The sequence below is a fragment of the Gordonia marina genome (genome assembly GCF_052036135.1).
GTDB lineage: Bacteria > Actinomycetota > Actinomycetes > Mycobacteriales > Mycobacteriaceae > Gordonia.
The window spans coordinates 80071-94533 of the sequence record NZ_JBPSDN010000007.1 but is presented as its reverse complement, the minus strand read 5'-3'; the positions used below and the strand labels follow the sequence as shown (position 1 = coordinate 94533).

The window sequence follows — 14463 nt, the reverse complement described above, 5'->3', positions numbered from 1 at the left end:
GGGTCGGTCACAGCGTTCCCTTGGTCGACGGGATGCCGGTGATCCGCGGGTCGGGTTCGACGGCCGCGCGCAGCGCGCGGGCGACGGCCTTGAACTCGGCCTCGGTGATGTGATGCGGGTCGCGGCCGTACAGCACCCGCACGTGCAGCGCGATCCGGGCGTTGAGCGCCAGCGACTCCCAGACGTGCTGGTTGATGACGGTCGCGTACGAGGTCACGGGGCCTTGGTCACCGCCGCTGTAGCCCGCGCCGATGACGCTGGTCAGCATGTGTTCGGGTTCGCCGGTGAACACGCAGTACGGGCGGCCGGAGACGTCGACCACGCCCTGCACCAGCGTCTCGTCCATCGGGATCCAGGCGTCGGCGAACCGGCGGATACCGGCCTTGTCGCCGAGCGCCTCGGCGATCGCCTGGCCGAGCACGATCATCGTGTCCTCGACCGTGTGGTGCGCCTCGATCTCGATGTCGCCCACCGACCGCACGGTCAGGTCGAACCCGCCGTGCGCGCCGAACGCGGTCAGCATGTGATCGAAGAACGGCACCCGGGTGGAGATGTCGGTCTTCCCGGTGCCGTCCAGGTCGATCTCGACGGTGATCGACGACTCGCGCGTCGTCCGTTCGATCCGTGCGATGCGGCTCATGGCCGGGCCTTTCGGTCGGAAGTGGCAAGAACGCGACTGACGTCCAGGAAGACGTCGTTCTCGGCGGGCAGGCCGATCGTCACCCGCAGGCGGCCGGGAATGCCGACGTCGCGGATCAGCACGCCGTGGTCGAGGTATCGCTGCCACGTCGCGGGAGCGTCGGCGAACTCGCCGAACAGCAGGAAGTTGGCGTCCGAGTCGATCACGTCGTACCCCATCGCGGTGAGTTCCCGCGCCACGCGCTTGCGCTCGGCGACGATCGCGGCGACCCCGGCGAGGGTCTCACTACTGTGCCGCAGCGCGACCCGCGCGGCGGCCTGGGTCAGCACCGACAGGTGGTACGGCAGGCGCACCAGTTGCAGGGCGTCGATCACCGCGGGGTCCGCGGCGAGGTAGCCGAGACGGCCGCCGGCGAACGCAAAGGCCTTGCTCATGGTGCGGCTGACGATCACCTTCGCCGGGTACTCGTCGATCAGGGCGACGGCGCTGCGCCGGTCGGAGAACTCCGCGTACGCCTCGTCGACGATCACGATGCCCGGTGCCGCATCGAGGAGGCGCCGCAGGTCGTCGAGGCCGAGGGAGCCGCCGGTCGGGTTGTTCGGCGAGGTCACGAAGACGACATCGGGCCGCTGCGCGACGATCTCGCCGACCGCGTAGTCGATGTCGAGACCGAAGTCGGCGGTGCGCTTGGCGTCGAGCCAGGTGGTCTGGGTGCCGTCGGCGATGATCGGGTGCATCGAATACGACGGTGTGAAGCCCAGCGCGGTGCGGCCCGGCCCGCCGAAGGCCTGCAGGATCTGCTGCAGGATCTCGTTGGAACCGTTCGCCGCCCAGATGTTCGCCACGCTCAGCGGGACACCGGTCGCGCCGGACAGATAGTCCGCGAGATCGGTGCGCAGCGCGACCGCATCGCGGTCGGGGTAACGATGCAGGACCGTCGCGCAGTCGGCGACGGCCTCGGCGAGGTCGTCGACCAGCGCCGGGCTGGGCGGGTGAGGGTTCTCGTTGGTGTTCAGGACCACCGCGACCTGCAGTTGCGGCGCGCCGTACGGGCTCTTGCCGCGCAGGTTCTCGCGCAGCGGCAGGTCGTCGAGGGTGGTCGTGCCGCTCACCGGCCGGCCCCGAAGCGCACCGTGACCGCGTCGCCGTGCGCGGGCAGATCCTCGGCCTGGGCGAGGGTGACCACCTGGTCGGCGACCCCGGCGAGCGCGTCGCGGTCGTAGTCGATCAGGTGCACGCCGCGCAGGAAGGTCTGCACCGACAGACCCGACGCGTAGCGCGCCGAACCCGACGTCGGCAGCACGTGATTCGACCCGGCGCAGTAGTCGCCGAGGCTCACCGGAGAGTAGGCGCCGACGAAGATCGCCCCGGCGCTCGTCACCCGCTCGGCGACGTCGCGGGCATCGCGGGTCTGGATCTCCAGGTGTTCGGCGGCGTAGGCGTCGACCACGCGCAGGCCGGCCTCCAGGTCATCGACCAGCACGATGCCCGACTGCGGCCCGCCCAGTGCCTCGCCGACGCGCTCGGTGTGCTTGGTGGCCGCGGCCTGTCGTGCCACTTCGGCGTCGACCGCCCCGGCCAGCTCCTCGCTGTCGGTGACCAGCACCGACGCGGCGAGCACGTCGTGCTCGGCCTGGCTGATCAGGTCGGCGGCGATCAGCGCCGGATCGGCGGAGTCGTCGGCCAGAATGGCGATCTCGGTGGGGCCGGCCTCCGAGTCGATGCCGACCACGCCGCGCACGAGGCGCTTGGCAGCGGTCACATAGATGTTGCCGGGACCGGTGATCAGGTCGACCGGGTTCAATTCGCTGCCGTCGGTGTCGGCACCGCCGTAGGCCAGCAGGGCCACGCCCTGGGCACCGCCGACGGCCCACACCTCGTCGACGCCGAGCAGCGCGCAGGCGGCGAGGATGGTCGGGTGCGGCCAGCCGCCGAAATCGGCCTGTGCGGGCGAAGCGACCACCAGCGAACCGACGCCGGCCTCCTGCGCGGGCACCACGTTCATCACCACCGACGACGGGTACACGGCGTTGCCACCGGGCACGTAGAGACCGACGCGGCGGACCGGGATCCACTTCTCGGTCACGCTGCCACCGGCGACCACATCGGTGGTGACCGTCGCCCGGCGCTGATCGGCGTGCACCAGCCGGGCGCGGCGGATCGACTCCTCCAGCGCCGCGGTGATCGCCGGATCGAGCGCGTCACGCGCCTGCGCGATCACCTCGGCCGGCACTCGCACCGACGCCGGCCGGACCTTGTCGAACCGCTCGGTGTAGTCGAGGGCCGCGGACGCTCCATGCTCGGCGATCGCCTCCACCACCGGCGTGACCACCGGAAGAACGGAGTTGATGTCGGTACCTCCGCGCGGCAGGGCACGACGCAGCTGGCTCAGCGTGACGTCGGTGCCGCGCAGATCGGTTCTGGCGAGCATGAAGTGGTTGTCCTCTGGCGTTGGCTTCGAATGTCCTTTAAGGATATGCGCCGCCAGCAAACTCTTTCCAACCAGTCCTGCGCTGAGCGTGACCGTGGCGCTCGAGGCGTCCCCACCCCGGTCGTGTCGCGGGTCTTCTTCCGTCTCGCCTGTCGTTCGGGGCCCGCGACGCGCAAGTGGACCCGCGACACGCGGCCACGTCCCGTGACCGCCGACGGACCGGCGCGATCTACGACGCCGCCGGCGATTCGTCGTCGAGGAACCGCCAGATGTCGGCCTCGGTCAGACCGGCCTCCCGTTCGGCGGGCTGGAGAGCGATGCGATATCCCGCGCGGCGGAGCGTCGATTGCCGTAGAGACGCAATCCGCCCGATATCGGTAAGGATGTCGGGTGCGAGTTCGCCGCTGTCGAGTGCACTCATCGCACTACTCCTCTCCGATCAGCATCGTCGCGCGCCACCAGCCGACATTTCGATCATACTGCGGCGCCAGAATGACGTAGCCAAGGTTTCTGCCGAGAAGAATTTCGCACTGTTCCGGACAACGCGACACGTCTTCCAGCGCCGCCGCCGGGGTTCCGGCCGGGACGTCGACATCGAGCAGAATCGGATCGGCCCGATTCTTGACCGGGTATGTCCGCATCCGACTGGTCGACAAGAAGCCGGCTTCCATTCGTGGCTGCCCGACGATTCGATCCAGATCGTGCCCGTCGGTGAGTCCGAATGTCGCCCGGATACCGACGACCCGGGTCACGTGCATGGCGCGCGTCAGAGGTATTGCCGCGAGTACCGCGTCGAGACTCGCCGTGCGCGAACGGGCGTAGTCCGCCGATCGACGCGACAGCGCCGCGCCCCGCAGCCACCCGTTGATCACCGCGTGACCCTCACCGGTGTAGTCGATGACATGCTGCCGATACCGCCCACGCAGACCGCGCACATGCGCACGACTGACCGTCAGCCACCGCGGATCAGGCCCCTCCCCCGACAGGTCCATACCGTCGACGATCGCCCGCCGATCGTTCCGGCGGTAGTGCCCGCCACCGCGGCCTGTGGACAGCCGTGTTCATCCACAGCGGCGCGGGCCGGCCCTTGCTGTTCGGGGTGTGTTGTGTTCGGGCCGGTCGGGGTCAGACGATTCTGCGCGCCTTGTAGTAGATGTGCCCGGCATACGCGTGAATCCAGCTTTGACTCATGTCCTCCGACATCAGGGACCACAGCGGTGACGTCGCCCCCGGACCGAACGCCGACACCCCGGCGACCGTACTCCCGTCCTGCTGGTGGGAGACGGCCATCCGGGTGCCGTCGCTTCCCAAAGGAAAGGAGCCTCCATCCTCGGTCCCGGTGACTCCGCCCTCGCCGGTGGCACAGTCGTACCAGGCGGCACCGTACTTGTCCCGGTCGACGTAGAGGTTGTAGAGCATCACGCTGCGACCGGCCGGCCGCGCCTTCGCGGTGGCGGCACCGTCGAGTTTGCGTGACCAGAGCAGCTTCCCCGTTCCCGGATCGACCGCTCCCACAGCGTCGGACGTGTAGAAGATCGGCAGTGCGGGAAATCCGCCGCTGTCCGGGTAGCTGTTGTATCCGTCGCTCACGGTGATGTAGACGGGCTCCCACTTTTCGTCCGCGAGGTCTGCCGTCTTCTTGCCGCTCTCGTCGTAGAATGTGCCGCCGAAATAGAACCCGCCCGGGTACGCGGTGAACGCCGTCTTGGACATCGAGTGTCGGACATCGTCTTCGGTCAGCGGGACGGTACGCAGAGTAGAGCCGTCGGACGCCCGCAGCACCGCGGCCTCGGTCTTCTGGAACGGAGCGGTCCCGCTCGTTCGGATCAAGCTGACGAACGGCCCGATCACGTGTACGAACTGGGTGGCCGAATGTGCTGTCCAGGTCTGTTTGCCGTTCGCGTCGTAACCGGTGATGTCAGCGTTGTCGCTGATGCTGTTGATCGAGACGAGGCTGTCCCCGGCGACAACGACCCCTCCGACGCCGAAGCTGTACAAATGAGTCAGGACCGCACCCTTCACGAGGTCGATCACGCCGAAGTCGTCGCCTTTGCCGCCGATCTGGCACAGCGCGCGTGTCTCTTTCAGGTACACCGAGCACGCATACGGCGGATAACTGCCGGGCACACGGATAGTGCGCCGGATCTGCGCCGTCGCCGGATCGACCAGGTCGAGCGCGCCCTTCCGTCCCACCAGGACTACATTCTCCGTGGCACCCACGACGCCCCGGACATCGTTCTCCTCCACACCGGGCGGCGGGCGGTGTTCCCACGACGACCCGCTCGGCTTGGTCTCCAGCGACGGCAGCCACGGCGTGATCAGCGGCAGCTCCATGTCGCGGGCGGCCGCGGTTGGCTTCTGCAGGTAGTCGCCCTCGCCGGCGGTCCAGCTGTCCGGGATCGCGTACCAGATCGCCGTCGCGACCAGGACGAGTACCGCGATGACCGCGACCGGGATGATCCACAGCAGACGTCGCGACTTCTTCGGAGCCGCTTGCGGCGCCGCGGCGGGAGGCATGGCCCGCGCGTACGGTATCTGCGCCGCGACCGGATACGGCGGCGGCACCGGCTGACTCGCAGACGTGCCGGGCCCGCTCGCGGAGTTCATATTGAGCCCCGCCGAAGTGCTCCCGGTGCCCGCGCTGCCGGGCACCTCGGCGAGCGCCGCGGTCAGCGCCGCCGCGAACTCCGACGACGACGCGTACCGCTGCGCCGGGTCCTTCGCCGTCGCCCGGGCCAGCACCGCGTCCACCGACGCCGTGACGTCGGGACGGCGCCCGAGGATGGACGGCAGCGGCTGCGTGAGGTGCTTGCCGATCACCAGCGCCGCGTTGCTGTCGGCGAACGGCCCGTGCCCGGTCAGCAGCGCGTACGCGGTGCACGCCAGCGAGTACTGGTCACTGCGGCCGTCGACCGGGAAGCCTTGCAATTGTTCGGGCGACGCGTAGTCGAGGGTGCCGATGGTCGCGCCGGTCGCGGTCAGATCTGTGCTGCGCCCTTCGGCGCGGGCGATCCCGAAGTCGGTGAGCAGGACGTCGCCGTCGTCGCTGAGCAGAATGTTGGCCGGTTTGACGTCCCGGTGGACCAAGCCGCGCGAGTTCGCCCGATCGAGGGCGTCGCCGATAACCGAGACGACGTGTCCCACCTGATTCGCGGCGAGCGGTCCGGACTCGCGAAGGCGGTCGGCGAGGTCCCGTCCGTCGACGTAGGCCATCGAGATCCAGAGGCGGCCGTCGGCTTCACCGCGGTCGTACACGGTGACGATCGCCGGATGCCGCAGTCCGGACGCGAGTTCGGCCTCACGCTCGAACCGGGCGCGGAACGCCGGGTCACCGGTGAACTGCGGCGCGAGGACCTTGAGCGCGTCATGCCGCGGCAATCGCGGATGCTTCGCGAGGTAGACCTCGCCCATCCCGCCGGCGCCGAGGCGTCGTTCGATGACATACCCGGCGAACTCGGCGCCGGGCTCGAGCGTGCTCACGCGGGAAACCGGATGTCGGGGCGGTAGTGCCGCAGGTACGCGCCGACCACGCCCTGCGCCCAGTTCTCCTCGAACTCACCCGGGAAGATCAGGCCCTGTTCGGCGAGGTGCGACCCGCCGCCACGCAGGTTCGATCGGCCGCCGCTCAGTCGGTCGTGCACTTTCAGCTGGGCGCGATTGGCACCGGGCAAAGGTGAGATCGTGGCCCGCCCGACGATCCCGGCCGCGATCTTGGTGCGTGCCACGTCCAGGACCGCGTTCGCTCCCACCCCCGCCGCTCCGGCCTGCCGCACGTTCGCGCGGCGCCCGGGCAGCGCGGAGTTGCGCACCTCGATGCGGTTCATGCCGGCCCACGGCATGTCGGTGCGGATGGTCCCGTCGGTGCGGATCAGCCCGTACGGACTGACGGTCAGTCGTTGCCGATCGCCGTAGGTCCGGGCCAGTCGTGCATGGATCCGGCCATACATCAGCCCACCCGTGGCCAGACCGACGACGATCGCCGCGGTCAGCCAGATCGCCGGCGTGTTCGGTGCCATCAGCCCGACGATCACCGCGACGACCAGTCCGACGAACAGGGTGGTGAAGATGACGGTCGGAATCATCCGCCGCATCTCACTCTGCGGACGCAGGATGCAACGCAGCTCCACCGGTGCCGAGAAGTCGATCCCCGCAGGCACCGCGCCGCCGGCCTGCGGCGCGACCGATGGCAGACTGCTCGGCGCCGCATGTGGGACGGAGGCCGGGTGCGGGACGGGTGCCGGGTACGGATGCGGCGGGTAGCCCGACGGCGCGGCCGGTGCGGACCATCCCGCGGGGGCCTGCTGCGGGGGCGCGGCAGGCGGAGGCGCCATGCCGGGCCGCGCGGGTACGGGACGGTCGGGTGCCGGGAACCTGCCGAATCCCCCACCCGCAGGACGCGGACTGTTCACGGCCCAAGGTTATCGAACGGCAGCGCTCGGGGAGGCCTCCTACGCGTTGGACGTGCCCGAACAAGTGGTCTGACCGGTTCGCCCAGACAGGTAGATCGAGTCTTGACCCGACCGTGACGTATTCCCGGCCGGTCGAATCCGCGGGCGGGTATTCGACCATGTCGCCAGGCTCGGTCCGGCCGATTCCGGGTCACTACGTCACAGTTGGGACAGAAGCCGCGCGTGACTGCACGGCGACTGCACGCCGGTCAGACGATCTTCGCCCGCACCCTCCGCGCGCCGGCGCCGAGTCCCACCGCGACGGCCGCGGAGATCCCGGACAGCGCCAGGCGCCGCGTGCGCTGTTCGGCGCAGGTCGCGATCGCCGACGCGCTGCCGTGGCCGTCCGTGCCCGGGCTCGACAGCACCGATCCGCACGTCAGTGCCGCGCTGCCGTAGCCGACCGTCGAACCCGAGAGAAGCAGCATCACGGCCGCACCGGCGGCCACGAACGCACCGATCCACAGAACCAGTGCCGCGATCACGCGCGGGCCGGGGCGGAATCGGAGCGTCTCCACCGGGTACTTGTCGTAGTAGCTGCCCACGGGCGGTGACTCTACCGCGGGGACGTCGAATATCGGCGCCGGTCAGGACTGCGTCCGGCTCGGCGGGCCGCGGTGGCGCCCGGACCCCGGCGCGCCGGCAGCGCGTCCGCCGATCGCGGGCGAGCGCCCGAAGGCCTGACATCGTCGTCGAGTGCACTCGTCGGGCTCCCTTCTTCCGCGACCTTCGTGAGCCGGTCGCCCGAGTCGAGGTCGCACGTATGCACCAGACCGACGACCCGAATCAGCACGGCCGAGACGCCGGGTCCGCGAACGGACGAACGCCGCCGACCGCCACGGCAGATGTCCGGACCGGATCGGTCAGCCGATCAGATACACGAGACCCAGGCCGTCGCGGGTCAGTCCGGCCGTGAACTCCTGGGCGGCCGTCAAATAGTGGTTCACGTAGTCGGCACTCGAGTTCCACCGGCCGATCAGCGCAGCCTTCTCGTCGTCGATCGGCTCGACGCGCGCCAGGTCGAGGGCGATCGCCGCGACCACGTCCGGGCCGTGTACCGCGGTGAACGGACTGTGCGCACCGCACCCGGTCTCGCTCACCGCACCGCGCACCAGCTCGAACGCCATCCGCGGCCGCGGATGCGGATCGTCTCGGGCCGGCACGAACAGCCGCTGCAGCTCGTACCAGCATTTGTCGAGGTACAGCATGCGCGGACGATCCTCGTCGCGCGCCCAGGCATCCATGAGCGGGTCGTCGGACAGGAAGGGCCAGGGATCGAGCCGGGCGGCGCCGACCTGATCGGGCCGGATCGGATAGGCGTAGTAGCGGATTCCCATGCCCCGACGATCCCGCGGCCCTGACACCGCCGAAACCCCGGAATCCGCTGCCTGTGGACGACATCGGCTGTCCACAGACCGCGCTGAGAGAGCCTTGACAATGCGCGCCGCCTCGGCTGCTTCCGATACCGGCCTCGAACGATCGGCGTTCTCCTGGACGCCGGACCGTAGTCTGCCCCTATGCCCGCCTCACTGATCACCGTGCATGCCGAGCTCGAGGAGCTGGAGCCACCGGTCACCCGGGACCTGCAGATCGACGGATCATCGACGCTGGCGGACCTGCACCACGCACTCCAGATCGCCTTCGGCTGGCGCGACGTCCACGCGCATCTCTTCCGGGACCGCGATCGGCACGACCCCACCGCCGCGCACTGGGGTGATCCGCATCGGCTGACCGGGCGGGACTTCGTCGCGCTGCGACCCGAATCCACGACGACCGTCGCCGACGCCCTGGCCGGCGGCACGCTCTGGTACGACTACGACTTCGGCGACCGCTGGTGCCACCGCCTCACCGCCGGCGCCCCGACCACCGCGATCGGGACCACGCGCCCGGTCACCCTTATCGGCGGCTCCCGCCGTGGCCCGATCGAGGACTCCGGCGGCCCGGCCGGCTACACCGACAAACTCGCGGTGCTCGACGACCCCGATCATCCCGATCACGACCGGATCGCCGACTGGGCGGCCGAGGTCACCGGTCCCTGGTTTCCGCCGACACCGGAGAGTTTCGACGCCGAGGCGATCCAGGCCGAGTTGGACGGCTTCTTCGGGTTCGGCGCCGACGAGCGCGATCCGCACGACGTGTCGGGTCTGGTGGCCGCCGACGACCTGCGCCGCCCCGGCGACCTGTCCCCCGAGTCGCTGCTCGTCGATTTCGCCGCCGGACTTCCCGCAACGCTGCGCTCGGAGTTCCGTCGATACGCACGACGCACGGGACTGCTGGAACCGGTCGAGGTGGACCCGGAGGTCCAGGCGCGGCTGCTGGCACCGTTCGCCTGGTTGCTCGACGCGGTCGGACCGGACGGGATCGCATTGTCGGAGGCCGGACGGTTGCCGCCCGCGGTCGTGCTCGACGGTATGACGACGCTGGGCCGGCACGACTCCCGCCTGGGCGCGAGCACCCGGGAGCGGTCGACCGTGCCGATCCGCGCGCTCCACGAGGCGACCGTCCGGCTGGGTCTGGTCCGGGTGCTGGAGGGACGGCTCGTCCGTACCGCGCACGGCGCCCGCGCCGCGGCCGGCCCGGAGCACCTGTGGGACGCGCTCACCACCCGACTGCTCACCAAGCTCTCCCCCGGCGCGCAGGTCGCCGCGACCGCCCTGCTGCTCAGCCATGCCGACGGTCGTGCGCAGCCCGGTGCCGGCCTGCCGGACTCGCGGTGGCGTGAGGTCGCCTTCGCGCTCGAAGCGTGTGGGTGGGCGCCCGGCGATCGCTCCGGGGAGTTCGACCGGTGCGCCGTCGCCGAGATCGTCCGGCCGGTCCAGAACGTGCTCGACTCGCTGGGCTCCACCCGGGGCGACGCCGGATGGCCGCGGCCCGCCGAGCCCGAGCCGCACGTCGCCGACTTCGCGCGCGCCGCGCTGCACGGGACCGCCGCCCTGCGGTCCGGTACCGCCTCGCGGTATCGGCGATAGCGTTCAGCCGCGCCGCATCGGCGTGTGCGGGATCTCGTCCTCGATGAACTCCGGCCCGTCGATCGCGTACCCGAACCGCTGGTACATCCCGGTCAGGTGCGACTGCGCGTCGAGCACGCTCGGCCGTTCCCCGATCTCGGCCAGCACAGCCTCCATCAGGCCGGTGGTAACGCCGGTGCCCCGCGCCGACGGCGCGGTGGCGAGGCGCCCGACCCGGTATTCCCAGCCGCCGGGCACGTCGTCGCGGAGCAGCCGGGCCGTCGCGATCGGCTCGCCCGCGTCGTCGGCACACCAGAACTGCCGGGTCGCCGGCTCCAGATCCCGTCCGTCCAGCTCGGGATACGGGCAGTCCTGCTCGACAACGAAGACGTCCACCCGCAACCGCAGAATCCGGTAGAGGGTGACCGCATCGAGTCGGTCGGTGGCGGCACTGTGCACGATCGGCTTCACGCGTCCATCTTCGCGCACCTAACCTGAACTCATGCCACAGACGCGACCCACGGCCGAACCCGTCGGAGACTTCCTCGCGTCGATCGACGGCGACCGGCGCCGCGCCGACGCCCAGGCGGTCTGCGCGCTGATGCGCGAGGTGTCCGGGGTCGAACCGGCGATGTGGGGCCCGTCGATCGTCGGATTCGGCCGGCAGCCGTACCGCACGGCCGACGGCCGGGAACACGAGTGGTTCGCGATCGGCCTCGCCCCGCGCAAACAGGCCCTGACGCTGTACGGCCTCACCTACGACGGCTCGCACGCCGACCTCCTCGGCCGCCTCGGTCCGCACACCACCGGCAAGGGCTGTCTCTATCTCAAGCGGATCTCCGACGTCGACGACGACGCGCTCCGCGAACTCATCGAGCGCGCCTGGACGGCGAACCACCACCCGGCATGATCGCCGCGCCAGGTCAGCCCCGCGCGACGCCCGGGTCCAGCCGGAGTTGATCGGAGTCGGCGTCGTAGTCGTACAACTCGGCATAGCGGCCCCAATCGACCGCGGTGCGCAGTTGCCGGTCGGCGTCGTCGTCGGCGAAGCCCCGGCGCAGCAGGTCCCGGAAGAAGCTCAGCCGCAAGCAGTGCCGGTCGTTGACGCGCAACGCGCGGACGATGGTCCGGACCAGCGGGGCACGCTCCGCGGCCTGTGCGGCGAAGACCACCTTGGCTTCGGTGAGGGGCACCGCGGCGAAGTCGCGGCCGGCGGCGCTGATCTCCAGATCGTTGCCGTCGACGGTCACGAACCCGAGGAGTGCGGCGGCGTCAACGAGCGGCATCAGGTCGTCGATCTCGAAGGTGAGTTCGGCAGCGAGCTCGGGAAGGTCCGCCGAACCGCCCTTGGACGCCAGGATCTCGACCAGTCCGGCCATCCCGCCGACCGTGGCGTTCGGCAACGGACGGCTCACCGGAGTCGCGTCGGCGGCCGGCAGTGCGTCTTCCAGCACCTTATCGCGGCCGGTCAGCGTGCCGTAGAGCTCGTCGACCAGGGCCTCGAACGCGGGAGCCGAACGGTCCCGTGGTCGCGGCATCGGGATCCGCGCCTCGTGAATGATCCGGCCCGGCTTGCTGCCCAGCACCACCACCCGGTCGGCCAGCAGCACCGCCTCCTCGATGTTGTGGGTCACGATGCACACGCTCTTCGCCGGGAAGGTGCCGGCGGTCCACAGCTCGGTGATCTCGTTCCGCAGGTTCTCGGCCGTCAGCACGTCGAGCGCGGAGAAGGGCTCGTCCATCAGGAGAAGGTCCGGTTGCCGGACGAGGGCCCGGGCGAAGCCGACACGCTGCCGCATACCGCCGGACAGTTCGCGCGGGTAGGCGGACTCGAATCCGTCCAGGCCGATGGTGTCGATGGCGCGCAGCGCGCGATCGCGCCGCTCCCGCCGATCGACGCCGCGCGCCGCCAGTCCCAATTCGACGTTCTCCTGCACCGTCAGCCACGGCATCAGGGCGAACGACTGGAAGACCATCGCGGCGCCGGGATTCGGACCGGTCAGCGGCTTCCCGTCGACCTCGACGGTCCCGCTGCTCGCGGGGATCAGCCCGGCGAGGATGCGCAGCAGCGTCGACTTTCCGGATCCGGACCGGCCGAGCAGTGCGACGATCTCGTTCTCGGCGATGTGCAGGTCGATGCCGTCCAGAACCGGCAGGGCGTCACCCTTGGCGTCGCCGAAGTTCTTCTCGATACCGACGACGTCGATCAATGCGTTGCGGGTGAGGGTGTGGTCGGTCATGATTCGCTCCTGGTCGGCGGGTGGGCAGGTCGGTGTCGGGAAGGGTCAGTAGGAGAACCGGCGCGCGGCGAGCGCGTACAGGCGGCGCCAGAAGACGGCGTTCGTGGCGACGACGAACACGCACATCATCACGATGCCCAGCAGCAGGTGCGCGCCGTGGCCGGGCGCGGCCGACGCGGTCCAGGTCGCGATGTAGTCGCCCAGGCCGAAGGCGTGGTAGGTCCGGCCGTGGTAGGTGAGCACCTCGGCGACGATCGAGGCGTTCCACGCGCCGCCGGCCGCCGTGATGCCTCCGGTCACGACGCTCCCGAAGATCGCGGGCAGCAGCACCTTCCGCCATTTCAGGGCCCGCGTCAGGTTCATGTCGCGGGCGGCCTCGAGCAGGTCGTTCGGGATGGCGGAGGCGCCCGCGATCACGTTGAAGAGGATGTACCACTGGGTACCGAGCGCCATCAGCACGATGCCGCCGACATCGAGGCTGAGATGCCAGGCGAGGAATACCGCGCCGACCATCGGAAACAGGAAGTTGGCGGGGAAGCTCGCGGCGATCTGCAGGATCGGTGACAGGAACCGGCTCATCCTGGGGTCGAGCCCGATCAGCACGCCGACCGGCACCCAGATCAGCGTGCAGACGATGATCAGTACCACCACGCGCGACATCGTCGCGGCGCCGAGGAGGAAGACGTGCCGCACCTCACCGCCACCGGCGCCGCGCAACACCACCTGGACGACCTGGAACACGGCGTACGACAGGATCGCCGCGACGGCGAGCGCGAACACGGCGTCGCCGCTGCGCCGCCGCCGAGTGCTCACCACGGTCTGCCCTCCGGCGCGGCCGAAAACGGCCCCGAAGACCTTGTCGCACACGGCGGTGACCGGTGCCATCACCCAGCCGAACGCGGCTGAGACGCGGGAGCGCCGCAGGACGGTCAAGACCAGCGATCGCGGCTCACGGCCCGACTCGGAGTCCTCGACCCGGAACTTCTCGGCCCACGCCGTGAGCGGACTCCAGAACAGGACGTTCACCGCCGCCACCACGACGACCATGGTCAGCACGGCCCACCACACGTCGGTGAGCCGGCCGGCCTGTGCCGCCGACGCCACGTATGCGCCGACGCCGGGGAGTGCGTAGCTCTTCCCCGCGACGGTGACCGCCTCGGATGCGGTCAGGAAGAACCAGGCGCCGCCGAAACTCATCATCGAATTCCAGACCAGGGGAATCGCTCCGCTGGGCAGGTCGAGCCGCCAGAATCGCTGCCACCTGGACAGCCGCAGATCGACCGCCGCCTCCGCGAGGTCGCGAGGCTGACTGGCCAGGCTGTAGTAGAGCGAGAACGCCATGTTCCAGGCCTGCGACGTGAAGATCGCGAAGATCGCCGCGCACTCCAGTCCCATCTCCGATCCGGGGAACAGGGCGATGAACGGTGTCACGGTGATCGACAGGAAGCCGAGGACCGGGACCGACTGCAGGATGTCGAGGATCGGCAGCAACACGGCACGCGCCCGGCGTGAGCGTGCCGCGGCCACCGCGAAGACGAAGGTGAAGATCAGCGAGGCGAGCAGGCCGATGAACATACGGAGCAGCGATCGCGCCGCGTAGTACGGCAGCTTCGCCGGGTCGGTGTCGATGGTGCCGGAGGCGTTTCCCAGGTCGACGTGGGCGTTCATCCCCTTGCCGACTTCGACGAGCACCCAGATCAGCGCGATCGCACCGAGGATCACGACGATGTCGGCGGCGATGGTGCGTAGGGTGCGG

General features: G+C 70.0%; 14 protein-coding genes. 2 read left to right on the top strand and 12 right to left on the bottom strand.

Going from position 1 to position 14463, the window contains the following annotated elements:
• Positions 1–7: 7 nt before the first annotated feature.
• From hisB to ACSEEN_RS06075, 9 genes are all read right to left on the bottom strand, one after another.
• Complete coding sequence (gene hisB / locus ACSEEN_RS06115; RefSeq protein WP_298445692.1) at positions 8–640, bottom strand: imidazoleglycerol-phosphate dehydratase HisB; 633 nt, start codon at positions 638–640, stop codon at positions 8–10.
• Positions 637–1752 (bottom strand): histidinol-phosphate transaminase, encoded by a 1116-nt coding sequence (locus ACSEEN_RS06110; protein WP_440712641.1) that lies wholly within the window; start codon positions 1750–1752, stop codon positions 637–639. Before ACSEEN_RS06110 ends, hisB begins: the two co-directional genes overlap by 4 nt.
• On the bottom strand, positions 1749–3071 hold the full coding sequence (hisD, locus tag ACSEEN_RS06105) for a histidinol dehydrogenase (RefSeq protein ID WP_440712640.1): 1323 nt from the start codon (positions 3069–3071) through the stop codon (positions 1749–1751). The genes ACSEEN_RS06110 and hisD overlap by 4 nt, the downstream gene beginning before the upstream one ends.
• Positions 3072–3300: 229 nt before the next feature.
• Positions 3301–3492 carry a hypothetical protein gene (locus tag ACSEEN_RS06100; protein WP_298445689.1) on the bottom strand — a complete coding sequence of 64 codons (192 nt, stop codon included), beginning with the start codon at positions 3490–3492 and terminating at the stop codon, positions 3301–3303.
• Between the two features lie 4 nt (positions 3493–3496).
• On the bottom strand, positions 3497–4063 hold the full coding sequence (locus ACSEEN_RS06095) for an ADP-ribosyltransferase (RefSeq protein ID WP_440712639.1): 567 nt from the start codon (positions 4061–4063) through the stop codon (positions 3497–3499).
• A 133-nt stretch (positions 4064–4196) separates the two neighbouring features.
• Entirely contained in the window at positions 4197–6551 is a 2355-nt protein-coding gene (locus ACSEEN_RS06090; protein ID WP_440712638.1) for a serine/threonine-protein kinase, read from the bottom strand.
• Positions 6548–7153 (bottom strand): hypothetical protein, encoded by a 606-nt coding sequence (locus tag ACSEEN_RS06085; RefSeq protein ID WP_371307653.1) that lies wholly within the window; start codon positions 7151–7153, stop codon positions 6548–6550. Before ACSEEN_RS06085 ends, ACSEEN_RS06090 begins: the two co-directional genes overlap by 4 nt.
• A 575-nt stretch (positions 7154–7728) precedes the next feature.
• Positions 7729–8064, bottom strand: a complete 336-nt coding sequence (locus ACSEEN_RS06080; RefSeq protein ID WP_440712637.1) for a hypothetical protein — start codon at positions 8062–8064, stop codon at positions 7729–7731.
• Between the two features lie 318 nt (positions 8065–8382).
• Positions 8383–8856 carry a hypothetical protein gene (locus tag ACSEEN_RS06075; protein WP_440712636.1) on the bottom strand — a complete coding sequence of 158 codons (474 nt, stop codon included), beginning with the start codon at positions 8854–8856 and terminating at the stop codon, positions 8383–8385.
• Positions 8857–9036: 180 nt separating this feature from the next.
• Between ACSEEN_RS06075 and ACSEEN_RS06070 the strand changes: the two genes are divergently transcribed.
• A complete protein-coding gene (locus tag ACSEEN_RS06070; RefSeq protein WP_440712635.1) occupies positions 9037–10488 on the top strand; it encodes a plasmid pRiA4b ORF-3 family protein in 1452 nt (483 codons plus the stop codon).
• Between the two features lie 3 nt (positions 10489–10491).
• On the opposite strand, the gene ACSEEN_RS06065 is transcribed toward ACSEEN_RS06070, so the two are convergent.
• Entirely contained in the window at positions 10492–10938 is a 447-nt protein-coding gene (locus ACSEEN_RS06065) for a GNAT family N-acetyltransferase (protein ID WP_440712634.1), read from the bottom strand.
• 31 nt (positions 10939–10969) lie between these two features.
• On the opposite strand from ACSEEN_RS06065, the gene ACSEEN_RS06060 reads away from it, so the two are divergent.
• Positions 10970–11377, top strand: a complete 408-nt coding sequence (locus tag ACSEEN_RS06060) for a DUF1801 domain-containing protein (protein WP_440712633.1) — start codon at positions 10970–10972, stop codon at positions 11375–11377.
• Between the two features lie 13 nt (positions 11378–11390).
• Here the strand turns inward: ACSEEN_RS06060 and ACSEEN_RS06055 are convergent, their stop codons facing one another.
• Complete coding sequence (locus ACSEEN_RS06055; RefSeq protein WP_440712632.1) at positions 11391–12707, bottom strand: ABC transporter ATP-binding protein; 1317 nt, start codon at positions 12705–12707, stop codon at positions 11391–11393.
• Between the two features lie 45 nt (positions 12708–12752).
• The gene (locus ACSEEN_RS06050; protein WP_440712675.1) at positions 12753–14282 is read right to left on the bottom strand and encodes an ABC transporter permease; all 1530 of its coding nucleotides are present in this window, start codon (positions 14280–14282) and stop codon (positions 12753–12755) included.
• Between the last annotated feature and the right edge of the window lie 181 nt (positions 14283–14463).